Origin of the sequence: Pantoea sp. PNA 03-3 (assembly GCF_003201175.1) — a bacterium.
GTDB lineage: Bacteria > Pseudomonadota > Gammaproteobacteria > Enterobacterales > Enterobacteriaceae > Pantoea > Pantoea stewartii.
This window is the reverse complement of the sequence record NZ_QICO01000001.1, coordinates 981,178-1,004,703: the sequence shown is the minus strand read 5'-3', so window position 1 is coordinate 1,004,703 and position 23,526 is coordinate 981,178. Positions and strand designations below refer to the sequence as shown.

General features: G+C 53.1%; 23 protein-coding genes, 2 tRNA genes and 1 pseudogene. 13 read left to right on the top strand and 13 right to left on the bottom strand.

From position 1 onward, the window contains the following. Positions 1-492, bottom strand: coding sequence for an SOS-induced cell division inhibitor SulA (gene sulA, locus C7433_RS04715; protein WP_039341244.1), 492 nt, complete (start codon positions 490-492; stop codon positions 1-3). A 210-nt stretch (positions 493-702) separates the two neighbouring features. Between sulA and C7433_RS04710 the strand changes: the two are divergent. Then, a pseudogene (locus C7433_RS04710) lies at positions 703-1,329 on the top strand (TfoX/Sxy family DNA transformation protein). Here C7433_RS04710 and yccS read toward each other — a convergent pair. After that, a complete protein-coding gene (gene yccS, locus C7433_RS04705; RefSeq protein WP_110267708.1) occupies positions 1,326-3,473 on the bottom strand; it encodes a YccS family putative transporter in 2,148 nt (715 codons plus the stop codon). The pseudogene C7433_RS04710 and the gene yccS sit on opposite strands and share 4 nt — an antisense overlap. Continuing rightward, positions 3,454-3,897, bottom strand: coding sequence for a YccF domain-containing protein (locus tag C7433_RS04700; protein WP_033737606.1), 444 nt, complete (start codon positions 3,895-3,897; stop codon positions 3,454-3,456). Before C7433_RS04700 ends, yccS begins: the two co-directional genes overlap by 20 nt. 123 nt (positions 3,898-4,020) lie before the next feature. Between C7433_RS04700 and helD the strand changes: the two genes are divergently transcribed. Then, a complete protein-coding gene (helD, locus tag C7433_RS04695) occupies positions 4,021-6,075 on the top strand; it encodes a DNA helicase IV (RefSeq protein ID WP_110267707.1) in 2,055 nt (684 codons plus the stop codon). Position 6,076: 1 nt separating this feature from the next. Here helD and mgsA read toward each other — a convergent pair whose 3' ends face one another. Together mgsA and C7433_RS04685 are read right to left on the bottom strand one after the other, a co-directional pair. After that, positions 6,077-6,535, bottom strand: a complete 459-nt coding sequence (gene mgsA, locus C7433_RS04690; RefSeq protein WP_110267706.1) for a methylglyoxal synthase — start codon at positions 6,533-6,535, stop codon at positions 6,077-6,079. Between the two features lie 68 nt (positions 6,536-6,603). Then, complete coding sequence (locus C7433_RS04685; RefSeq protein WP_110267705.1) at positions 6,604-7,242, bottom strand: DUF2057 family protein; 639 nt, start codon at positions 7,240-7,242, stop codon at positions 6,604-6,606. 167 nt (positions 7,243-7,409) lie between these two features. Between C7433_RS04685 and C7433_RS04680 the strand changes: the two genes are divergently transcribed. Then, a complete protein-coding gene (locus C7433_RS04680) occupies positions 7,410-7,823 on the top strand; it encodes a CoA-binding protein (RefSeq protein ID WP_033737602.1) in 414 nt (137 codons plus the stop codon). 33 nt (positions 7,824-7,856) lie between these two features. Here C7433_RS04680 and hspQ read toward each other — a convergent pair whose 3' ends face one another. Further along, on the bottom strand, positions 7,857-8,174 hold the full coding sequence (hspQ, locus tag C7433_RS04675; protein WP_006118675.1) for a heat shock protein HspQ: 318 nt from the start codon (positions 8,172-8,174) through the stop codon (positions 7,857-7,859). A 59-nt stretch (positions 8,175-8,233) separates the two neighbouring features. Then, positions 8,234-9,424 (bottom strand): 23S rRNA (cytosine(1962)-C(5))-methyltransferase RlmI, encoded by a 1,191-nt coding sequence (rlmI, locus tag C7433_RS04670; protein ID WP_033737601.1) that lies wholly within the window; start codon positions 9,422-9,424, stop codon positions 8,234-8,236. An 81-nt stretch (positions 9,425-9,505) separates the two neighbouring features. On the opposite strand from rlmI, the gene yccX reads away from it, so the two are divergent. Then, positions 9,506-9,784, top strand: a complete 279-nt coding sequence (gene yccX / locus C7433_RS04665) for an acylphosphatase (RefSeq protein WP_110267704.1) — start codon at positions 9,506-9,508, stop codon at positions 9,782-9,784. Here the strand turns inward: yccX and tusE are convergent, their stop codons facing one another. Both tusE and yccA read right to left on the bottom strand, forming a co-directional pair. Continuing rightward, on the bottom strand, positions 9,785-10,111 hold the full coding sequence (gene tusE / locus C7433_RS04660) for a sulfurtransferase TusE (RefSeq protein ID WP_006118678.1): 327 nt from the start codon (positions 10,109-10,111) through the stop codon (positions 9,785-9,787). Between the two features lie 102 nt (positions 10,112-10,213). Continuing rightward, positions 10,214-10,870, bottom strand: a complete 657-nt coding sequence (gene yccA, locus C7433_RS04655) for an FtsH protease modulator YccA (RefSeq protein ID WP_006118679.1) — start codon at positions 10,868-10,870, stop codon at positions 10,214-10,216. A gap of 222 nt (positions 10,871-11,092) precedes the next feature. Here yccA and C7433_RS04650 point away from each other — a divergent pair. The 3 genes from C7433_RS04650 to agp all read left to right on the top strand — a co-directional run bounded on the left by C7433_RS04650 (position 11,093) and on the right by agp (position 13,208). After that, positions 11,093-11,180, top strand: a tRNA-Ser gene (locus tag C7433_RS04650). A gap of 71 nt (positions 11,181-11,251) precedes the next feature. After that, positions 11,252-11,339, top strand: a tRNA-Ser gene (locus C7433_RS04645). 261 nt (positions 11,340-11,600) lie between these two features. Beyond that, positions 11,601-13,208 carry a bifunctional glucose-1-phosphatase/inositol phosphatase gene (gene agp, locus C7433_RS04640; RefSeq protein ID WP_199227835.1) on the top strand — a complete coding sequence of 536 codons (1,608 nt, stop codon included), beginning with the start codon at positions 11,601-11,603 and terminating at the stop codon, positions 13,206-13,208. Between the two features lie 65 nt (positions 13,209-13,273). On the opposite strand, the gene C7433_RS04635 is transcribed toward agp, so the two are convergent. From C7433_RS04635 to wrbA, 3 genes are read right to left on the bottom strand one after another with little or no spacing between them, the layout of a single operon-like run. Next, positions 13,274-14,647: an NAD-dependent succinate-semialdehyde dehydrogenase gene (locus tag C7433_RS04635; RefSeq protein WP_110267822.1), complete on the bottom strand. Its 1,374-nt coding sequence runs from the start codon at positions 14,645-14,647 to the stop codon at positions 13,274-13,276. Between the two features lie 55 nt (positions 14,648-14,702). Continuing rightward, complete coding sequence (locus tag C7433_RS04630) at positions 14,703-14,933, bottom strand: YccJ family protein (RefSeq protein WP_006118682.1); 231 nt, start codon at positions 14,931-14,933, stop codon at positions 14,703-14,705. 20 nt (positions 14,934-14,953) lie between these two features. Next, entirely contained in the window at positions 14,954-15,553 is a 600-nt protein-coding gene (wrbA, locus tag C7433_RS04625; protein ID WP_006118683.1) for an NAD(P)H:quinone oxidoreductase, read from the bottom strand. A gap of 469 nt (positions 15,554-16,022) precedes the next feature. Here wrbA and C7433_RS04620 point away from each other — a divergent pair, with 469 nt between their 5' ends. From C7433_RS04620 to C7433_RS04610, 3 genes are all read left to right on the top strand, one after another. Next, the gene (locus C7433_RS04620) at positions 16,023-16,928 is read left to right on the top strand and encodes a DMT family transporter (RefSeq protein WP_058702702.1); all 906 of its coding nucleotides are present in this window, start codon (positions 16,023-16,025) and stop codon (positions 16,926-16,928) included. A gap of 134 nt (positions 16,929-17,062) precedes the next feature. Further along, positions 17,063-17,698 carry an HTH-type transcriptional regulator RutR gene (gene rutR, locus C7433_RS04615; protein ID WP_033737596.1) on the top strand — a complete coding sequence of 212 codons (636 nt, stop codon included), beginning with the start codon at positions 17,063-17,065 and terminating at the stop codon, positions 17,696-17,698. A 47-nt stretch (positions 17,699-17,745) separates the two neighbouring features. Further along, positions 17,746-18,720, top strand: coding sequence for a metal-dependent hydrolase (locus C7433_RS04610; protein ID WP_110267703.1), 975 nt, complete (start codon positions 17,746-17,748; stop codon positions 18,718-18,720). A gap of 39 nt (positions 18,721-18,759) precedes the next feature. On the opposite strand, the gene cycA is transcribed toward C7433_RS04610, so the two are convergent. Continuing rightward, positions 18,760-20,154 (bottom strand): D-serine/D-alanine/glycine transporter, encoded by a 1,395-nt coding sequence (cycA, locus tag C7433_RS04605; protein WP_039341206.1) that lies wholly within the window; start codon positions 20,152-20,154, stop codon positions 18,760-18,762. A 285-nt stretch (positions 20,155-20,439) separates the two neighbouring features. Between cycA and C7433_RS04600 the strand changes: the two genes are divergently transcribed. From C7433_RS04600 to C7433_RS04590, 3 genes are all read left to right on the top strand, one after another. Beyond that, on the top strand, positions 20,440-21,135 hold the full coding sequence (locus C7433_RS04600) for an extensin family protein (protein WP_110267702.1): 696 nt from the start codon (positions 20,440-20,442) through the stop codon (positions 21,133-21,135). Between the two features lie 908 nt (positions 21,136-22,043). Then, positions 22,044-22,766, top strand: coding sequence for a transcriptional regulator SdiA (gene sdiA / locus C7433_RS04595; protein ID WP_033737592.1), 723 nt, complete (start codon positions 22,044-22,046; stop codon positions 22,764-22,766). A gap of 121 nt (positions 22,767-22,887) precedes the next feature. Further along, entirely contained in the window at positions 22,888-23,499 is a 612-nt protein-coding gene (locus tag C7433_RS04590) for an acyl-homoserine-lactone synthase (protein ID WP_006118772.1), read from the top strand. The last annotated feature ends 27 nt before the right edge of the window (positions 23,500-23,526 follow it).

Here is a 23,526-nt window from a genome sequence, read left to right as displayed (position 1 = left end):
TTAATGAAACAAATCAGACTGAATTTTTAGCCGACTTTCTGGTCTGACTGGCGTTTTAGAGGACTCACCCGAGCGCAGGATGAGTCCTAACGCTTCACCTTCAGCCGCAGCGAGCTCTAGTTCCCGACGCTCATCTTCATCCAGATCGTAGGGAATCCAGGCTAAAACGACACTGTAATTTCCCGTACGCAGGGCCTTAATCATGGCCTCGACGGCGTTGTAACGTTCAGCGTCGGCGATATGCATACTTTTCTCCAGGGGCAAGCCTGCTTCCTGCATCCAGACCCGACTCAACTTATGCGCCGGTGTTAACCAAAGCTGCCAGCGGGATTGCTGGCTCAGTTGCTGAAGCAACGGTAACAGCAGCATCTGCATCATTCCCGGTTTTTCGCTATAGCGCAATTCAGTAATCCAGCCGCTCTGAGAAGCGGGGTCAGAAGGCGAAGCGTAACGGTGAGTCGGGCATACATTACGGGGATGTTGGGTGCGCATAAATTAATCACTCAGCAGTTGACTGTATGGATATACAGTAATGACATCCTGGATAAAGATCAACCTGAATTTCTGAAAATGCCTCGCAAAATTCGCATAATGTTGACGCCAAAGTGATTTATTCATTGAACCTGCAACTGAATTTTCTTATCTTCTAACCGACTGAATAGTAACGTTTTTAACAGGTTTTTGTTACAAGGAGGTGATGATATGAAGAAAGAACAGCGGGTCGTTTTGCGATCAAAACAACAACTGGCATCTTTAGGTAATGTCGAATCCCGTACTCAGTTTGGCGGTTACGCCTTAGCTGTTGAGCGCGTCGTGTTTGCCTTGATAAAAGACGATCAGCTTTATCTGCGCGCCAGCGAAGCCCTGCGGGAATATGTGGCTAAACGCCCCTTGGAGCCGCTTATTTTTCGCAAACGCGGTATGCCGGTCAGCCTGAATTATTTCAGGGTCGATGAAAATTTATGGTGTGACCCGGAGCATCTGGTTGCGCTCTCAGCGGCCTCACTACAGACCGCCCGTCGGGAACAGGATGACCGACAAGGCCGGGTGCGTTTAAAAGATCTGCCTAATGTCAGCTTACGGCTGGAAATGATGTTGCATGAGATAGGCATTTGCAGCGTTAAACACCTGCACGAGGTCGGAGCCAGGGCGTGCTGGTTAAAACTAAAACGTTATAACCAGCACCTCGGTTTCAAAACCTTGCTGGCGCTTCAGGGTGCTATTTAGGGTCATCATGAAGCCGCTCTCCCGCCAACGGTTAAAGCGGAGCTGGGTGAATGGTACCAGGCTGCGCTCAAAACAGTGGAAGAGGCGAAGAAAGGGCCTTAGTGAGAACCTAAAGCACGCCGCAGGCGAGCGATTTCCGGCAGCAAGGCAACCAGTAACCCAAGTTGCTGCAGTACCAGTGGCGTAGGCGAATCAGACCCGGCGGTAAACCGGGTAAGGCGTTGTTCCAGTTCCCGACGCATTTCCTCAGCCCGGCTGTCACTGACGATGTCGGTTTGCAGCACATCTTCGACATAGCACACCGTGTCGTCGAGAAGCGCCAGCAGCGCTGGATCAGTGACTTTATCGCGGTGCGCCCCCAGCGCGGAGATATAGCTGAGCAACGAGTGGTTCAGGCAAAGTAGCTGAAAGGCCGATTCCCGCAGCTTAGGGTTGGTACGGGTTTCACTGCTCATGTTCGACACGACGGAGGCCAGTTCCGCGTCAGCATTGTGTGCATCGCGGCGGGCAATACGGTAAGCGAGGCGATTATCTTTGCCCTGATGGTATTGTTCCATAATGGCATCCAGATAACGGCAATTGGCATTGAGTGTGCGCGTCGCCACCGCCGGAAGCTGGCGAAAACGCCAGTCTGGCCAGATAAAGGTGACGGCCAGCCAGGCCAGCGCACAGCCCAGTAACGTGTCCACTACCCGGGGCAGGGCCACCTCAAAGCCTTCGCCTAACAAATTAAAACAGAACAACACCAGCAGAGTAATGAACAAGGTTGCATGAGCATACTGCACCTGACGAAACGCAAAGAACATGACGCCCGTGACCACAATCAAGACCAGTTGGCCTTCAATGGAAGGGACCAGCCAGAGCAGGGGCAGTCCAAGCGCAATGCCCGCGAGCGTGCCGCCAATGCGTAGCGCCAGTCGGCGTTGGGTTGCGCTATAGTTAGGCTGGCAAACAAACAGACTGGTCAGCAGGATCCAGTAGCCGCGCTCCAGCCCGGTAATCTGAATAAATCCGTATCCCACACACATCACAACCGACATGCGTACGGCGTGGCGAAACAGGGCAGAGGCCGGACTAAGGTGAAGGCTGAGGCGCAGTTTAATATCACTCCAGCCACTCAGTTCTTCGCGTGACAGCAGGTTGTCGCTGTGCTGCGGATCAACTGCCTGCGCCTGCTCGGTTTCGATTGAGGCCAGTTGTGCATCGATGGCCTGCAGGTTGCGAAGCAGCCAAAGCAGTGCACCGGTATGGGCGGCATCCGGCTCGCTCTGCGCCAGCCGGTGAATCGCATTTTCCAGACGTTCAAAAACACGCTCAAAGCGGCCATCATGTTCCCAGCGTTCGCGCAGCAGAATCGCCCGGGCAAGCTGGCGACAGGCCTGTGCCTGCATATTCAGTAAACGCTGAAAGCGAAACAGGATCTCGTTGTAACGCCAGTCGCCACGCAGAAGATGGTACTGCAGATGCGAAGAGCTGGCGCGTTCATGGATATCCTGAGCCACGAAGTAATAGTGCAGGCTGCGTCGGGTACCGCGTGAGCCTCTGTCACCTCGTAAACGGCTTTGCAAGGTGGTCTTGGTCAGATTGAGCTGTGCAACAAGCTGGCTGTTTACCATCGCGGCTTTAACAAATGCAGCATCATCCTGTTCACCCGCGTCAGGATCAAACAGATTGGCTTTGGCATCCAGATAGTGGGCCAGCTGTGAAAAACTGGCTGCCAGTTGTTCCTGCACCGGACGAACCGGAAACATTAAATGGCCCAGCAGCGTCAGCAGGTTATACCACAGTGCCCCAACCAACAGCAGCATGGGCTGCATATACCATTGTGAGAACAACCCAATGCCCAGCATGGTGTAAACGGCAATCAGTAAGGCGCCAAATGCAATGGTGGCATAGCGCTGTCCCAGCGCGCCTAACAGAATGAATCCCCATGTTGAACCTGCCAGGCCGATAATAAATACCAACGGATGCGGGAACAGCAGCTCTACTGAAACCGAAGCGATGCAAAAACAAAGTAAGGTAATCAGCAGGTTTTTAAGCCGCCCGGCCAGCCTGTCATCCAGATCGGCCAGCGCGGCGGCAACCACGCCGAGGGTTAACGGAATCGTCCACTCAATTTGCTGCAGTATCCAGGGCACAGCCGCACATCCTGATAAGGCAAACAGAATGCGCAGCAGATAACGCCAGGTGCTGTTAAAAAGATACTTTCGCCACCCGGACAGCATACTAATAGCGGCGGCGGGCATTGGCATCACGCGCGGCACGCGCCTCTTCCACAGAGACGACCCGACGTCCTACCGGCCAGAGTGCAATGGCGGCAATCTTGAAATTGGCGAGGCCCACCGGAATACCAATAATGCTGATGCATTGCACGATGCCGACAGAAATGTGCGACAGGCATAACCACCAACCGAAAAAGATAAACCAGAAAATGTTCAGAAACGTGCCGCCGGTGTTCATGATAGAGCTTTTATTCTCCGGGCGCAGAACGTCAACATGGACCGCTTCATTGCCAAACGGCAGAAATGACAGCTTAGTGATCTCCCAGCAGGAGCGCGTTAAGGGCAGGGTAAAGATCAGGACGATACTGATGAGCGTGGCGAATAACCAACTCAGCGTGGTGAAAAATCCACCCAGGACAAAATTAAGAATATTTAAAACAGTACGCATAACAGGCTTTTCCTTTTGCACTCCGCAATCTGTGCCGCCAAGTTTAGCGTGTTTTAAGGCTGGAGCGTCAAGAGTCTGACAGGTAAACTCCGATTACTCTCTATCTCGGTCGTTGGTGTCGGCGTGGAACTTAAAGCAACATCCATGGGCAAACGGCTTGCCCAGCATCCTTATCATCGTGTTCGCCTGTTATCCGCGGGCGTTGAGGTCAGCGGCGACAAACACGAATATTTGATCCCCTTCAATCAGTTGTCCGACATCACCTGTAAACGGGGAATGGTGTGGGGTGAACTGGAATTCTTACTGGCGGACAACAAGGTTGTGCGTTTGCACGGTACGGAATGGCAGGAGACGCAGCGTTTTTTCCACTACCTCATGCAGTCGTGGCAAAGCTGGAGTCAGGAAATGAGTGAAGTATGCGCGGCGGTTTTACAGGCGCTGCGCGACGACATTCAGGGATTCAGCGAACAGGAGCGTTGGCTGAAGCGCAGCGAACTTCAGGCGATCAAAGATAAGATCCGCAAACAGTTTGACGCGTTACCTTTGCCGCTTTCCCGCATTGAGCAGTTTGATTCCTGCCGTGAAAACTGGGCATTTTGCCAATACTGGCTGCAGCAAGGCGAGACGGCGATGACGCAGCGCAATCGTGACTGGACGGCGGCCATGTTGACCCGCTACCGGGATTTTTTCGCCACGGTGGAATCCACCCCGCTGAACGAGTCACAGGCAGAAGCGGTGGTTAACGGCGAAGACGCTGTGCTGGTGCTGGCGGGCGCTGGCAGCGGCAAAACGTCAGTATTAGTGGCCCGCGCGGGGTGGCTGTTACAGCGCAGACTGGCCGCTGCCGATCAGATTTTGTTGCTGGCATTTGGTCGTCATGCGGCGGAAGAGATGAATGACCGTATTCAACGCCGCTTAGGGGCCGGGGATATCCAGGCGCGTACGTTTCATGCGCTGGCCCTGCATATCATTCGGGAAGGAAGTCATAAACAGCCGGTCATCAGTAAACTCGAAAGCGATGCCGACGCGCGTCGGACATGGCTGATCGACCACTGGCGCCAGCAGTGTAATGAAAAGAAAGCCCAGGCGAATGGCTGGCGGCAATGGTTGCGTGATGAACTGGAGTGGGAGGTCAGCGAAGGCCCTTTCTGGCAGGATGATCGTTTAGCACAGCGCCTGGCGTCTCGTCTTGAACGCTGGCTTGGCCTGATGCGGATGCATGGCGGCGCGCAGGCCGCCATGATTGAGGATGTACCTGACGCGCTGCGCGACGTATTCAGTAAGCGGATTAAATTGATGGCACCCCTTCTGAAGGCCTGGAAAAGTGCGCTTAAGGACGAGGGCGCAGTCGACTTCTCCGGGCTGATTCATCAGGCCATCGCGATCCTTGAAAAGGGCCGCTTTGTCAGCCCCTGGAAGCATATTCTGGTTGACGAATTTCAGGATATCTCGCCACAACGCGCGGCTTTACTCAGCGCGCTGCGTCAGCAAAACACACGCACGACATTGTTTGCGGTGGGCGATGACTGGCAGGCAATTTACCGGTTCAGCGGCGCAGAGATGAGTCTGACAACGGCATTCCATCACTATTTTGGTGAGGGCGATCGTTGTGTGCTGGATACGACCTATCGTTTCAATGATCGTATTGGTGAAGTGGCGAATCGGTTTATCCAGCAAAATCCGCATCAGCTGCGTAAGCCCTTAAACAGTCTGACGAAAGGGAATAAAAAGTCGATTGCTTTGCTCCCGCACGATCAGCTTGAGGCACTTCTTAACAAGCTAAGCGGTTATGTTAAAGCGGATGAGCGCGTACTGCTGTTGGCCCGCTATCACTATTTGCGTCCTGAACTGCTGGATAAGGCAAAAACCCGCTGGCCAAAAATGCGTATCGATTTTATGACCATTCATGCCAGTAAAGGTCAGCAGGCCGATTACGTCATTGTGCTGGGTCTGCAGCAAGGCAAAGAAGGGTTTCCCGCGCCGCAGCGTGAGTCCATTATGGAGCAGGGGCTGCTGCCGCAGCCCGAAGACTTCCCCGATGCAGAGGAGCGCCGGCTGGCGTATGTTGCCCTGACGCGCGCGCGGCAACAGGTCTGGTTGCTGTTCGATAAACAGCAACCCTCAGTCTTTGTCGATGCGTTCCGGGCACTGGATGTACCCGTATTACGTAAAGCCTGAATCAGTTCAGGCGTTCGGCAAGGTAGCGCGCGTAATCCGGGATTCGTACGTCCACTGTCTGCGAAAAAAGCGGTGACTGAATAATAAAATCGGCCGTTGCCCGATTGGTGGCGACCGGAATATTCCACACTGTCGCCAGACGAAGCAGGGCCTTAACGTCAGGATCGTGGGGCACGGCATTAAGCGGATCCCAGAAAAACATCAGCGCATCTATTTTGCCTTCGGCAATGAGCGCACCGACCTGTTGATCGCCGCCCATTGGGCCACTGAGCATCGCGTCCACGTTCAGACCGGTGTGACGGTTGATGAGATTACCGGTCGTCCCGGTTGCGTAAAGAATATGGGGTTCAAGTGCGGATTGGTTACGTGTAACCCAGTCCAGCAGAGAAGCTTTGCAATGGTCATGGGCGACCAGCGCGATATGTTTTTGTTGACCAAGCGTTCGTACGGTGTAGTCCATAACAGCATCCTGATGCCAGTGAGCCCAACAGCCCGTTGCCGCAGTTTACCTTGTACGCTTTCTGTCTATCAACTTGCCCGCAGCATTTTGACCAGATTGATAAATTGCTGGCGGGTTGCTTCATCAAAACGTTCAAACCAGCGCTGAATTGAAGGCGTTGTGCTCTGAACGGACCAGGCGAGGTCCGCCGTCAGTTGGGCGGAAGGAGAGGGCGCGGTAAGATTCGCGAATTGCGGGACAGAGGCCGCCAGGCCCATGCGATTATACTTAACCATGGCTTTTTCGATGTCCACGCCCGGGCTGGTGGGCAGACGATCGCGCACGCTGAATATTTCTTTGCCCTTCTCGTCCACCAGCCTGAAGGCCAGCGTTCGGTCGAAGTTATGTCGCTCGCGCGCACTGCTCAGCGGTGGCAGGCGAATCGTGATGGTTTTTGCCGCCGCAGTGAATGCCACGATCATGGGCACGGACTGGTAGCCCGGTAGCGCCGTCTTACGCGGATCTGCCGGTTGTTCTACCCGAAATAAAAATTGATGTTGACCCCGTTCAAGCTCCAGGCTGTCGGCCCCTTTCAAGAGAGAGCCTGAAATCTTACGCCCGTCCAGTACCATTAGCGTAATCTGCGGATCAAGTTTTAACGTAATTGCAGAACAGGACGCCGAAACGAGGAGGGCAATAAACCCCGTTACAGCCATTGACAGCTTCATTTCGACTCCGGTCAAAAGTGGGTGGATGTAGCAATTTTTTACATTATGGCATTAAGTTTACAATTATACATATATATTCGAGCGAAGCGGCACAATATGTCTTTACGCCAGGTGCGAACTCTGTAACGCCTCATCTACACTAAAGATTAAAGTGAAAGGAGATGGACATGAATGATCAGACTATTCGTGACGTACTGACCCGGACAAAACGCATCGCGTTGGTGGGGGCGAGTGATCGTCCGGAACGCCCCAGTTATGGCGTAATGAAGTATCTGCTTGATCAAGGCTATGAGGTTATTCCGGTGAGTCCGAAGCTGGCAGGCAAAACCCTGTTAGGGCAGACAGCCTATGGATCGCTGGCAGAGGTGCCGGGAAAAATCGATATGGTGGATGTGTTCCGCAATTCAGAGGCGGCATGGGAAGTGGCTCAGGAAGCCATCGCTGCCGGAGCCGATTCGCTCTGGTTACAAATTGGGGTAATCAATGAGCAGGCCGCCGTGCTGGCCCAGGATGCGGGAATGACGGTGATTATGGATCGTTGCCCCAAAATCGAGATCCCGAGACTGGGGCTGGGACACTAATATCAGGCGCGGCAACACCGTTGCCGCCCGCTGTTAATGGCGCAGATGAGGAGCCTGAAGCTGTTTACGTACCGAGGCGGCCAGTTCATCCATTGAGGGCTGCTCAGGATGTTCCGGGCTGGTTTCACCGGCCAGCTGAATTTCAGCCACATAGGTATGAACCTGACTGCCTTGTTCATCTTCCATCACCACATGATACCAGGGCGCACTGCGCATGGTATCGGCGGCACCAATTTCATCCAGGTGCGGCTCATCTAACGCGTATTCAGGATCGACATCGACAATGACACCCAGCACGCCGGAGAGGCGATGACGAACCTGCTGACCAATACCAAATTTACTGGCAATCATGATGACCTCCGAAAAAACTGTCCTGCCTGTTATATGGGGGCAGGGACAGTCATTTCAAGTCACATGACGCGGCAGGCGAAGCCTTTCAGGTAAAGTCCTTCAGGATAGGTTGCAATCACGGGATGATCGGCCGCCTGGCGAAACTGTTCAACAAACTGCACGTCACGGCCGGCATCCAGTGCGGCATCTGCGATGATTTTCTGGAAAAGGTCGGTAGCCATTAAGCCCGAACAGGAGAAGGTCATCAATATTCCGCCGGGATTCAGTAACTGAATGGCCAGCATGTTAATGTCTTTATAGCCACGGCAGGCTCCCATGAGCTGGCTTTTATTCTCCACGAACTTAGGCGGATCCATAATGATGAGATCAAATTTTTCACCCTCATCACGGTAGCGGCGCAGCAGTTTAAAGACATCATCGCGCTGAAATTTAGCACGCGCGAGATCCAGCTTATTCAGCTCAACGTTTTGTCGTGCAACATCCAGCGCGTCCTGAGACGTATCTACGCTGATAACTTCCTGACAACCGCCGATTAGCGCTGATACGGCAAAGCCACCGGTGTAGGAGAAACAGTTAAGCACGCGAGCATCTTTGGCATAGCGCCGTGTGGCATAACGGCTGTCGCGCTGGTCAAGGTAATAGCCTGTTTTATGCCCACCCTGAATATCCACCAGCAGTTTCATATCGTGTTCGGTGATCGGCAAGAGTGCGGGAGGATACTCACCGGTAACGGTGCCCTGCGCCAGTTCCAGCCCTTCTTTTTTACGGACAGCGACATCAGATCGATCGTAGATAGCACAATCTGGAAAGCACTGCTGCAGCGCTGAAATGATAGCCGGGCGTTGGTATTCTGCGCCGGCGGATAATAACTGCAGCACCAGAAAGCGTCCGAAACGGTCAATAGTCACGCCAGGCAGACCATCCGACTCGCCAGCAATCAGGCGATAGCTGTCCAGCCCATCGCGCTCAGCCAGCCATTCACGCCAGACCAGCGCGTGCTGAAAACGCCGCACGAAAAAGGCGATATCGATGGATTCGTCCTGCTGCCAGCTCCAGACGCGGGCGCGAATCTGTGACTGCGGTGAATAGGCGGCGCGAGCCAGCCATTTGCCATTACTGTCACAGACATCAATGGTTTCACCTTGTTGCGCTTTGCCTTCCAGACGAGCAACGGCCCCAGAGAAAACCCAGGGATGGCGACGGAGCAGGGACTTTTCACGTCCCTTCGCGAGAATCAATCGAACGGTCATATTTGCTATGCTTACCTGAAAAAATGAGGCGCTATTGTCCAGTGGATAACGGCAAATTGCAACGAAAGGCAGGAGAAGGCCATGGCGAAGGTCTGTTACAAAGCCTGGGTACAGGGCACGGTGCAGGGCGTGGGTTTCCGTTACAGCACCCAGGCGAAAGCAAACACACTTAACGTGCAGGGTTACGCACGGAACCTTGAAGATGGTCGTGTGGAAGTCCTGGCCTGCGGCGATGCCGAACAGGTCAATGCATTACTTGACTGGTTAAAAGCGGGCGGGCCGCGCACAGCCCGTGTAGAAAAGGTCCTGGTGGAGCCGCATCATGTCGCTGACATGCCGCACGGCTTCACCACGGGTTGATTACAGGCATTTTGCCGGTTTTGGCAGACCGGCAATTTTGGTTGCCTGCTTAGCAGGGCCCTCGGGGAAAAGGCGAAACAGGTAACGGCTGTTTCCTTTTTCTTCGCCATACTTTTTTGCCATCGCCTTCACCAGCATTCTTACGGCGGGGGAAGTATTAAATTCCAGATAAAAGTCGCGTACGAAGCGCACGACTTCCCAATGGGCATCTGTCATGGTGATGGCTTCTTCTGCCGCAATCTGCAGCGCCAGGCCTTCGCTCCAGTCCTGATGGTTTTTCAGATAACCTTCGGCATCGACAGCAATTTCGTCACCGTTGTAATTCATAGTGCATCCTCAGATTCGTTCGGGCTGCAGTTTACCAAACTGGCCCCACAGAAAAAGCAAAAACCCCGCCTGAGCGGGGTTTTTCAGTTTACCTGCAGTGCGTTAGTTACTGCGTGAGAAACCTAAAATGCTTAACAGGCTCACGAAGATGTTATAGAGGGAAACATACAGGCTGACCGTTGCACGAATATAGTTGGTTTCGCCGCCATGAATGATGTTGCTGGTTTCCCACAAAATAGCCCCCGCCGAGAACAGAATGAACAGGGCGCTAATCGCCAGTTGCAGCGCTGGCAAGTGCAGGAACAGGTTCGCCACAACGGCGACCAGTAACACGACAAAGCCCGCCATCATCATGCCGCCAAGGAAGGACATATCCCGTCCTGTCGTCAGCACATAGGCAGAGCAGCAGAAAAACACCAGTGCCGTTCCGCCGAGCGCCAGGGCGATCACGTCACCCATCCCTGCGGCCAGATAGGTGCTCAGGATAGGACCCAGACAGTAGCCCAGGAAGCCCGTAAATGCGAAAGCAGCTAAAATTCCCGTCGGGCTGTCAGCCAGACGGTAGGTCAGGAACATCAGACCATAGAAGCCCACCAGCATCAGGATCAAACCCGGGGCGGGCAGGGCCAGCAGTGTACTCGCTGTTGCGGTCAGCGCGGAAAAGGCGAGGGTCAGGCCCAGCAGAAAATAGGTGTTACGCAGGACCTTGTGCGTACTCAGTAATGACTGTCGCGATGATGATGAAACTATTCTGTCCATGTTGCGCTCCTGTAAGGCAGAACACCAAATATGCGTTGAGAATACGCAGCGCGATAAAGCGGGAAAAGAGGTTTTACCCTTCTTTACGCGAAAAAAACGCTAATTCTTTGAGCACACTGGCGATTTTGACAACGAATAACGCTTTTTTGACTGTTTTTCAGGCGAACGGATTATCACAGGCTTTACATCTCCATAGGGGATGTTTATAGTGCGCGTCATTGCGGAGGGGTGGCCGAGCGGCTTAAGGCAGCGGTCTTGAAAACCGCCGATGGGAAACCATCCGAGAGTTCGAATCTCTCCTCCTCCGCCACTTCACCTCTTTAAGAGTGAAGTGGCAAGACAGCGTTATCGCATCTTGCCTTTGCAGTAGTATGACAACCCGGAGGGATGGCCGAGCGGCTTAAGGCAGCGGTCTTGAAAACCGCCGATGGGAAACCATCCGAGAGTTCGAATCTCTCTTCCTCCGCCACATTCACAGGCCAGCACAGCGTGCTGGCCTGTTTCGTTTTACGTGCCTGACACATTTCTTCATTATTATCCCTGCCTTTTCAGTAAACTGGACTGTTTTTACCCGCGTCCGGTATCTCTGCTATAGTCCAGTAATTGTTTTTACTGTCACCTGGCGCTTTTCAGGGGCAAGCTGAGTTACACTATCCGTCACGTCGCTCTATGGCGAGCTAATCGGTTGATAGCCAGAGTGTTTTTTTACTGAATGAATGGAATAGGCACAATGATCAAGAAACTGAGTCTTTGCGCATTGTCGGTACTCGCTGCATTACCGATCGGGACGCTGGCCCACGCCGCGGATAACGAGATGCAGCTCCAGCAGGTACTGATGTTTAGCCGCCATAATCTGCGTGCGCCGCTTGCGGATAACGGTAGCGTACTGGCACAGTCCACCAAAAAAAGCTGGCCAGAGTGGGAGGTGCCCGGCGGGCAACTGACCACCAAAGGTGGCGTGCTGGAAGTCTATATGGGTAACTACACGCGCCAGTGGCTTGCGCAGCAGGGCCTGGTGAAGAACGGCGCCTGTCCGGACAGCAACAGTGTGTTTGTCTACGCAAACAGCCTGCAACGTACCGTAGCGACGGCCCAGTTTTTTGTAAATGGTGCCTTCCCGGGCTGTGATATTGCGGTGACCCATCAGGATGAAATGGGCAGCATGGATCCGGTATTTAATCCCGTGATCACCGACGGCAATGAAGAATTCATCAAAAAAGCGCTGGCGGACATGACTGCCGCTAATGAGAAGCTGGCCCTGAAGCCAGCGTATCAGCGTCTGGACAAAATTGTCGACTACAAGTCTTCTCCGGCCTGTAATAACAAAAAGCAGTGCGATCTGAGCAGTGGGCAAAATACCTTTATTGTTGAAAACGGCAAAGAACCTGGCGTGAACGGACCGCTGAAAGTGGGGAATTCCCTCATGGATGCCTTTACGCTGCAATATTACGAAGGCTTTCCGCTGGATCAGGTTGCCTGGGGGCAAATTAAAACCCCTGAGCAGTGGCAGTCACTGTCAGCGATTAAAAACGGTTATCAGGACACGCTGTTTACCACACCAGATGTGGCACGCAACGTCGCGGCTCCGCTGGTGGATTATATCCGCAGCCAGCTCATCGATCAGGATAAAGCTGACTCACCCAAAGTGACCCTGATGGTAGGGCATGACTCCAACATAGCGTCATTGTTGAGCGCCTTACAGGTCAAACCTTATGATCTGCCAGAGACCTATGAGAAAACGCCCATCGGTGGACAGGTGGTGTTTGAACGCTGGCATGATGCCAAAAACAACAAAGACCTGCTGAAGATGGAATACGTGTATCAGACCGCCGATCAGTTGCGCGATGCCCAGGTGTTAAGTCTGAAAACGCCACCGAAGCGCGTCACCCTGCAACTGGCGGGTTGTCCGACTGACGCGAACGGTTACTGCAGCTGGGAGCAGTTTACCCAGGTGCTGAACAGCGCGCTGCAGGGAACCGCGTTGCAACCGGCGGCGGCAGAGCAGCCAGCGGCCAGTGCCAACGCGGGCGGGGCGAATCCTGCGGAGTCAAAAGCTGACGATAAAGCCAGCGCCGATAAGGCGACGGCTGATAGCGCTGCTGCCCAGAAAGCGGCTGACGATAAGGTAAAGGCGGACAAAGCGGCTGACGAGAAAGCGAAAGCTGATAAAGCCGCCGCGGATAAAGCCGCTGCGCAAAAGGCGGCGGATGAGAAGGCCAGCGCTGATAAGGCTGCTGCCCAGAAAGCGGCGGATGACAAAGCCAAAGCGGAAAACGCCGCCAACGCGCAAAATAAAACAGATAACAGTCCTGCGAAGCAGCCCGCTGCAGCCAACTAATAGCTTTCGGTCACTGAAAACAAAAAACCCCGTTAAGACGGGGTTTTTTTTACGCTTCAGGCTGCTTATCCGGCCACAACCACCAGTTTCTGGTTCGCAAACTCTTTGATACCCAGATCGGAAAGTTCGCGTCCGTAGCCAGAACGCTTCACACCGCCGAAAGGCAGCTCCGCAGAGGTGTCGCTCTGCGAGTTGATGAACACCATGCCCGTTTCAATGGCGGAGGCCAGTTTACGGCCACGCGCAATATCGCGTGTCCATACGGAACCGCCCAGCCCATAGTGTGAATCATTGGCCAGGGCCACCGCCTCGTCATCATTGGCGACCACATAAACCTGCGCCACCGGGCCAAAAAACTCCTGAAAATAGGCAGGGTTATCGCGGGTGATATGGGTAAGCAGCGTGGGCTGGTAATAGCACCCTACGCCCGCCACCGCTTTACCACCTGTGACCAGCTTAGCGCCGTTTGCGACGGCTTCATCAACCTGTTTAACCAGACGATCGCGCGCATCAGCCGACGAAAGCGGTCCCAGAGTGGTTTTCTCATCCAGCGGATCGCCCAACACCGCTGCGTTAAGCGCCGCACTGAATTTATCGATAAAGGTATCCGCAATCTTCTCGTTCAGAATAAAACGCTTGGCTGCTGTACAGACCTGACCGCAGTTGCTCAGTCGCGCCTGCACGCCCTGACGAACGGCTTCATCCAGATCGGCATCCTCCGTGACCACAAAGACGTCATTCCCGCCCAACTCCAGCGTGGATTTTTTCAAATGCTTACCGGCCTGTTCAGCAACGGCGCTTCCCGCCCGTTCGGATCCTGTCAGAGCCACGCCCTGTACCCGGTCATCGGCAATCAGTTCCGCAACCTGATCGGTAGAGATAAACAGGTTGGTCCAGGCACCCTCAGGCGCGCCCGCTTCCTTCACCAGCTTTTCGAAGACATCGGCACAATGCGGCACGATGTTGGCGTGTTTAGCCAGTACCGGATTACCCAGTGCCAGATTTGGTGCCAGCACGCGCATCAGTTGGTAGTAGGGGAAGTTCCACGGTTCGACCGCAACCAGCACACCAATGGGATGATACTCAACCCAGGCGTCGCCCAACTCACTTTCATAAGGTTGTGGCTTCAGGATGCGTTCTGCATGCTCAGCGTAATAGCGGGCGATTTGCGCGCAGATTTTGACTTCGCCACGGCTTTGGCCAATCAGCTTGCCCATCTCTTTACTGGCAATAGTCGCCAGTTCTTCCGCACGGTCATCAATCAGATCAGCCAGTTTTTTCAATACCTGAAGTCGTGGCTGAATAGCGCCTTTACTCCAGTCAGAGTGGAACAGCCGATCCGCCGTTTCCAGCGCTTGCGTCACGGCCGCGCTGTCATGGGAAGGCCAGCTTTTCATTAACTGATTGTTTGCCGGGTTGATGCTTTGATAGGAAGACATAGAATTCTCCGTGGTCAACGATAAAAAAAAGGGCGGGGCCAGGCCCGCCATGCCGTCAGACGTTCTTTCGCTCAACCGTTTTGTCGTCCCACGTGAGGACGTCCTGATCGGTTTTTTCAAACGCGCGGATTAATACGTCATCGCTTCCCTGTTGACGCCAGATCTCTTCCGCCAGGCGCTCGTCATAGTTTGCGACTTCAAAAATGGCCTCGGCAATTTCGGGCGAGGTGTGACGCAAACTGGCCCATTCACCTACGTGATGTGCTTTTGACTGATTCGTCGACATACTGATCTCCTTCTGGAAGGTTAGTCCTTAAGTTTTGCTGCCAGCCCGGCAACGTGTTCGCCCTGGAAACGGGCAATAATCAATTCTTCCTGGGTTGGCTGACGTGAACCGTCACCACCGGCCAGCGTAGTGGCACCATAAGGCGTACCGCCGCGGACCTCAGAAATGTCAAACATCTCTTTGGTGCCATAGCCGATAGGCACGATGACCATGCCGTGGTGGGCGAGGGTGGTCCAGACAGACGTAATGGTTTGTTCCTGTCCTCCTCCGGTACCGGTGGAGGTAAAGACGCTGGCAATTTTGCCGTAGAGCGCGCCAGAGGCCCACAGGCCGCCTGTCCGGTCCCAGAATGTTCGCATCTGCCCTGACATGTTGCCGAAACGGGTAGGGGTGCCCACGATGATGGCATCATAGTCAGGCAGTATCTCTGGCGTCGCTTCAGGCGCGGATTGCTGAGTTTTACCGCCAACTTCCGCAAAGCGTTGTGCATCCATGGTTTCAGGGACGCGCATCACATCTACCTGGGCGCCAGGCACCTTACGTGCGCCTTCCGCGACAGCGTTCGCCATGGTTTCAACGTGTCCATACATTGAATAGTAAAGCACCAGAATCTTAGCCATTGATCTCTCCGGGAGTTAGTCAACACATCGAAAAGTATAGAAGAGCTTTACCTGACTGTGAGAAATCACCGGTCAGACAGTCAGCGTAACGACACTGAAAATGCTGAGAATGGGTTTTTTTAAGGATTAATCGTCGTCTTTTAAGTCAATTCTTAGCGTAGAGTCTGTTTCTAAATGTAATTTTCAGCGATCCGGAGACTTAAAAGGTGGAATGTCACACCGGCTTTCACGCACATGACCTTCGATGAACATCAAGCCGCCTCACGTGAAGCGATGTGGCTCTGGACGTTCATGCATCAGAAGATCGCAAACCGGTGCAGGTATGTTCACCTGTTATCGCTCCAGCCCAGACCGTGTCAGGTGACGGGGTGCCGCCTGATGCGAGGCGACAGTCACGCGGCAGGAAACGGAATTGCATTCGCCCGAATCACTGATCACAATAGCGCCTGAAAACAGATACAGGTGAATTATGTCGGATACGACTCGCAAACTGACCGTCGGTATTACGCGTCAGGAACTGGTCCTTATTTTTATTACGGTAATCTGGGGGGGAACGTTTCTGATCGTGCATCAGGCGATGCATTATTCAGGTCCGTTCTTCTTTGTCGGTTTACGCTTTGCTACCGCTGCGCTGTTACTGGCGTTTTTTTTCCGCCGCTATCTTGCTGCTGTCTGTTGGCGCGAAGTCAAAGCGGGCACGATGATCGGCCTCACGATTGCGGGGGGCTACGGCTTACAAACCTGGGGCATGCAGACGATATCCAGCAGTCAGTCAGCGTTTCTCACCGCGCTTTATGTTCCTGTGGTGCCGCTGTTGCAGTGGCTGTTTCTGCGCCGTCCGCCAAAACTGATGGCGTGGTTGGGTATTTCACTGGCGTTCTGCGGATTGATTCTGGTCGCGGGGCCGCAGGATGGCCGAATTGCGCTGAATCAAGGGGAAGCCGCGACGTTACTCAGCACGCTGGCTATTGCCGGAGAAATCATTCTTATCAGTCGTTTTGCCGGTCAGGTTGATGTGCGTCGGGTGACCTTCATTCAACTGACTGTCGCTTCACTGTGTGCCTTCTGCTTTATGATCCCGAATGGTGAATCCGTGCCTGCGTTATCGACCCCGCTGTTAGTCAGCGCGGTCGGGCTCGGCGCAGCCAGTGCGCTGATACAGGTAACAATGAACTGGGCTCAACGCAGCGTATCACCGACACGCGCCACGGTCATTTATGCCGGTGAACCGGTCTGGGCGGGTGTGGTGGGGCGTTTAGCAGGCGAGCGTCTGCCGGCCGCTGCCATTCTTGGCGGTATCCTGATTGTCTGCGGGGTCATTGTCAGCGAGTTGCGCTGGAAACGTAGCATGCCATCGGCCTCTTCCGATGAATAGTGGCGCGAGAATAAGTGCTTATGGCCCTGTCAGTGTGGCCCTTTCCCTGCGCCGTATATCACAGCTGTCGGCACGTTACCGCCTGAAAACAGTCTGTTGCCGTGATGCGTAACGGTAACGTGAAGGAGAAACGTATGAAAAAGGCTACGCCCGGGCCAACGCGTCGTGCGGTCGCCGTTGCAGCGAAACGTGCGGCAATTCTGCAGGCTGCCCTGACCTGTTTTTCCCAGTTTGGTATTCACGGGACGCGGCTGGAGAAAGTCGCGGAGCAGGCTGGCGTCTCCAAAACCAATTTGCTGTACTACTATCCCTCTAAAGAAGCGCTTTATATTGCCGTATTAAAAGAGATCCTGGATGTCTGGCTGGCACCGCTACGTGCCCTGACTTACGAGCAGGAGCCGTTGCGCGCCGTGCGTCAGTATATTCGCCTTAAACTGGAGGTTTCTCGCGATTATCCACAGGCATCAAAGTTGTTTTGCCTGGAAATGCTGCAGGGTGCGCCCTTGCTGAAAGGTGAACTGGCCGGCGATCTGAAGACGTTGATGGACGACAAAACAGCGATAATTGAGCGCTGGATAGCTGAAGGACGGCTGGCGGCGATTGCGCCTCAGCATCTGATCTTTATGCTGTGGGCGACGACACAGCATTATGCTGACTTTGCCAGCCAGGTCGAAGCGATCACGGGGAATCAGCTCAGCAATCCTGTTTTCTTCGAGGAAACGGTGGAGAACGTTCAGCGCATTATTATTGAAGGCATTCGCGTTCGTTAATAAAACGCGATCAAACTCAGCCCTGTAACAGACAAGGGAGTGGCGTGATGGATTCTGTTTCACAATGTGTTCTGGGCGCATCCGTGGCGCTGGCTGTGATGGGGCGGCGCGTACCTGCCTGGCAAGCCGCGGCGGTAGGCGCAATCAGTGGCACATTGCCCGATCTGGATGTGTTTATCGACCACGGTGATGCTATCCGCAACATGACGCTGCACCGGACTGAAAGCCATGCCTTACTCTATCTGACGTTGTGTTCACCGTTGCTCGCCGCGCTGGTCGCGCGGCTGTTCAAATCCGGCGTGACATGGATCGCCTGGTGGCCTGCTATTTGGCTGGCGCTGATCACGCATCCCCTTCTTGATTTGATGACAGTCTATGGCACTCAGCTTGGGCTGCCTCTCACCGATCATCCTTATGCGATTGGCAGCATGTACATCGTCGATCCGCTTTATACGTTGCCGCTTATCATCGGGCTCTGTGTCGCTTTGTGGCGGCGTAACAGACGGGGATTACGCTGGAATCACGCGGGGCTGGCACTCAGTACCGGCTACCTTGCCTGGAGTATGGTCATTCAGCAGGTGGCTGATGAACACATTAAACACTCACTCGAACAGCAGGGGGTGGCGACTGACAAGGTGTTGGTCACCCCAACGGCATTCAATACGCTGGTCTGGCGCAGCGTCATCATCACGCCTGACCGCTATGGCGAGGCTTACTGGTCTTTGCTGTCGCCTGCTCGTCCTGTCACGGTAACGTGGCGGCCGCGTCATCCTGAGCTATTCGTCCCGTTTAAAGGAAACTGGCTGGCAGAACGTGTCGCCTGGTTCAGCCATGGCTTTTATGCCATGGATGAGCGCGACGGGCAGGTCACCATTGCAGATTTACGCATGGGAGAAGAGAGCCATTACACGTTTACGTTTGGTTTGGGCACGGCGGAAAGCCCTGATTTGCAGCCACAGCGCCTGCCGTCTGGTGAACGGGCCCTGCGCCGCGGCGTCAGTCGTATACTTGAGCGGTTATAAAAAAGCCCGACGTGCGTCGGGCTTTTTTCAGTCTCTATATCAACGACGTGTGCGTCGACGCAGTTGCCAGCCTGCGGCGAGCAGGATAAACCACAACGGCGTGACCATGAGTGCCTGTCGCGTGTCTTCCTGCAGTGTAAGCAGCACCAGTATAAAGACAAAAAACGCCATACATGCCCAGCACATGAATTTGCCTAAAGGCATTTTAAATGTCGAGGCGGCATGACGTTCCGGAAATTTTTTGCGATATGCAAGGTAACTGCACAGGATAATTGTCCACACAAACATAAACAGAATGGCAGACACGGTGGTCACCAGCGTAAAGACCGTCATCACATTCGGGATCAGGTAAATCAGAGCCACACCACACAGCAGGCAGAAGCAGGAAAAGAACAAGCCGGTCGTGGGCACCGCGCGTGACGATAAACGACCAAAAGCACGGCTGGCAACGCCCTGCTGCGACAGACCATACAGCATGCGGCTGGTGGAGAAAATACCGCTGTTGGCTGAGGATGCCGCCGACGTCAGGACCACGAAGTTAACAATGCTGGCCGCAGCTGGCAGGCCAATGAGCACGAACATTTCCACAAACGGACTGCGATCGGCCATCACTTCGGTCCACGGGGTAACGGACATAATCACCAGCAGCGCCAGAACATAGAACATAATGACGCGCAGCGGAATGGCATTAATGGCCCGCGGTAAAACCCTGTGCGGGTCATGCGTTTCGGCCGCCGCTGTACCCACCAGCTCGATACCGACAAACGCAAAGACGGCGATCTGGAATCCGGCAAAGAATCCGCTCAGTCCTTTCGGGAAAAGCCCCCCGTGATCCCAGATATTACTCAGTGCAGCGGTGCCACCACCCGGCGACGGGTAATGAATGGACACCAATACAATGCCGGTAATGATCAGCGCGACAATCGCCACGATCTTGATGATGGCAAACCAGAACTCCATCTCGCCAAATAATTTCACCGTGGCAATGTTTAAGGCCAGGAAAACAAAAACACATAGTAGTGCGCTCATCCAGATCGAAAAGCCGGGAAACCAGAGCTGGAAGTAGGCGCTTATAGCCACCACGTCGGCAATCCCGGTAACAACCCAACAGAACCAGTATGTCCAGCCGGTGAAGTAGCCGGCCCAGGGACCCAGTAAGTCAGCCGCAAAGTCGCTAAAGGATTTATACTCAAGATTCGACAGCAGTAATTCACCCATTGCCCGCATGACAAAAAACAGCATGAAGCCGATGATCATGTAAACGAAAATGATCGAAGGTCCTGCCAGACTAATTGTTTTACCCGAGCCCATGAACAAACCGGTGCCAATCGCACCGCCAATAGCGATGAGCTGGATGTGTCGGTTATGAAGATTACGTCGCAGCGTGTCATCGCCCTGTGAGCTCGCCTGCGTTTGAGTAGATTGATCAACCATGAAAGTGTCTTTCCTGTCTTGATGTTGTGTCAGCTCTGGTGGCTGTTGAGAATACCGGATTGCCGGGAGCAATTTGGCATAAGATAGTGGAAGTGTTAATGAAAACGGTAATTGTTTTTTAACAATATCGGACAACGCTGGCATTAAAACGGCGCTTTCACTTAACGTTGGCGATTTTTACGTCAGATTAAGTAATATTTCATCACCCTGTGTCATCTTTTAAGCGTATCCTGCCGTGTGCTTCTACACTACCTCCGTACAGCTTCTTTCAGCTACAGAGGTTCTATGCGCACACTTGTTCTGCTTATCATCATGACCGGAGTGGGGTGGATGAGTTTGCCATGGTTAAAACAGCACCTTCCTGCGCAATTTAATCCCTTTACGCCACTCTCTGTAACGGATCCGCCGGGCTGGATGACGCGATTAAAACTCAAAAGACTGCAAACTGATCCCGCCGCCTGTCTCGACGTGATGCAGCGTGCACAGCAGGCCGGCGTTGTACGTTTCAGTCAACGGCCGGCGGTGACAGGGGCCTGTCCGTTGTCCGGCCCCCTCAGGCTGCAAAATTTTGGGCCCGTTTCGCTCAGCAGCAGTTTCCTCGCCAGTTGCTCAATGGCCGTTGCGGCTACAATGTACGTGGCTTATAGCCGCGAGCAAATGTTACATCTGTCTGGCAGTGATCTGACCCGAATTGAACATGTCGGAAGTTATGCCTGCCGCAACATCTACCATCAGGCCACCGGACGGCTGAGTGAACATGCCAGCGCGGATGCCTGGGATATTACCGCCTACCAGCTTGCTAACGGCGAGCGGTTGGTGCCAGGAAAAAACTGGCAACAACCTGGCCAGAAATCACTATTACTTCATGCATTATGGCGATCGGGTTGTAACTTTTTTGGTAATGCGCTTGGGCCTGATTATAATCGCGCGCATGCTACACATTTTCATCTGGGCATGCGGGGGGCGGGTTATTGCAGGTGAGATTAACCTTTACTTTCACCGTAAAACTGTGTCGTGGGTTTAATATTATTTTCTTCTGTTCTGCTTTTTTACTGTTTTAAAAAGGGTGTCACATCTGCTTATTTTTTCTCATGGCGTCAGTGTTATTTAAATCATTCACCCGGTGTTATCACCGTTCATTGCCTGCTAAATGACCAAATTGAGAGAGTATACTGCATTATTATTACCTGACTGGGTGAATGATGCCGTTTTAACAGGGCGATAAATTTGAGTTATCTGTACATAAATAAAGGAGGATGACAGTGTCGTTAAATAATTATTTTTCTCTTTTCAGATGCGTTATTTATTAAATAAGTTATCTGTACAAGCCCGCACCAGGCCAAAATGACAGCGGTCACAGGTCTGCGCCATCCGCCAGGCGTCTTGCCTGTAAAGACGGACAGTGCCGTTATGCTGGCCGTTCAACAGGCCTTGTACGGCCGTCTGCCCTACGACGCAGAGCCATAAGCCATCTTTTGTAGGACCAAAAGATCCGGGTAAAACGCGTACCAGAAAAGGGGTGCTTTCCCTGCCTGACTGCAGAAAACATGCGGCGGTGATTGCCTGAAAAAGACATCGTGTTTTACAAGATATGATCTGCGTTTTTTTTCAGCATAATAGGTTGCCGGGCGCAACTTATCGAGTGAGATTTGTTGATCATGGCTATGTTAAATGATTGAAAAAATATAAGAAAAATCTTATTATTTCCTCTGTTGCACTCGCCTGAGTTATCCCGAAGCGTTTGCTTACCCTGTATTTTTATCCTTTTCTCTGCAGGTCGTTGTCGCCACAATGAAAATAATGCTTTTTATGGCGTCGCAACAAAGAGTAAATTAATTACATAACGTGTTAATCAGGAATACCCGGCAAGTTGTTGAATTTGAGGCAATATGATAGGTGAAGATTATTTTTCCTGGCGTGAAAATGTCGAACAGCACTTTCAGGTATTAACGGCAGCCCCGCAATTAAAGGGGCTTTTACAGGATTATATCCAGTCACTGGGCTTCGATTTTTTCGCTTTTTTTATCCAGCATCGCGTTCCTTTTACGCGTCCGCGAGTTTATTTGCATGATACTTACCCCGAAGCGTGGATTAAACGTTATAAGGAACGGAATTATTATGCCATTGACCCCGTGTTGCAGCGCTGCCTGCGTGCTGGAAAGGGGGTGGAATGGACACCTGAACTCTTTTGCTCGGCGAAGGAAATGTGGCAAGAAGCGGGTAATTTTGGGCTGCTGAGCGGATTTTCTTGTTCTGCAATGGCGTCAAATCGAGCCGTTGGTATATTATCTATAGGTTCGCATCGTCCCTTTATTACTGACTGTCGGCAAGTGGAGCTGGAGGTAAAGTTGCACTTCCTCGCCGAGCAAAGCCTGTGCTTACTTGAACGCCTCAATGATGAAGCGCTGATGGTTCAGGGAAATGATTTCAGCCAGCGTGAGCTGGAAATTTTGAAATGGACCGCAGAGGGAAAAACCTCTCAGGAAATTTCACTTATTTTGTCGATTTCTGAACACACCGTAAATTTTTACCAAAAAAACATGAAAAAACGTTTTAATGTTTCCAATAAAACGCAGATTGCCTGCTATGCCGCAGCAATTGGTGTGATTTAAAAGAAAAGCAACTGCCAACTTTAGTAGTTCCTTACCTGAAGGGACTTCTCTACCCTGCGCGGGTGCGCTTTTGGCAGGCGCAAAGAAATCATTGCAAACATGGGGATGTCAGAGGCGCATGATGAAAATAGTTCAAACGCAGTTAAAGGATATGCCATCCTCTTTGCTTGCCGAACTTGGCAGCTACCGTTACAGCGTGTTTGCGCGGGGTGAAGGCTGGTCGATTCCACCGCGTCTGAGTACACCAGGGCAAGAATATGACCGGTATGACCGCTCTGATGTGACCTGGTTAATCGCCTGGAGCGTGCGAAGCGGCATTAGCGGCTGCGCCCGCCTGATGCCCTGGACGGAACCCGAGCAAACGGAAGGCATTGTTTTGCCGTTCGATCATGAAAAGGTCTGGGAAATGTCCCGCTTCTCTGCACGACTGGAAGTGGATCCTGAGCTACCGCTCAATATTCTGTGGCATGCGGTACAGCTGGCGGAGCTGAACGGCATTGAATGCATTATCAGTTCGGCTACGCCGATGCTGGAAAAAATGTTTGAAGAACATCAGGTCGTCTATGAACCTCTGACGCCGGGTTTAATTCTGTCAGAGGATAATCTCTTTGCCATCCGTATCCCCGTCAGTCAACCTGCGCTGGCAGAGAAATACCGTGGTACGCGGCGTTTCAGCCCGGAAGAGGTGCTGCCTTCACTCGGCGTGTCCGTTAACTGGCATTCGAACGGTTAGCGCGCTGCCCCCGGGCGGGGGCAGCAC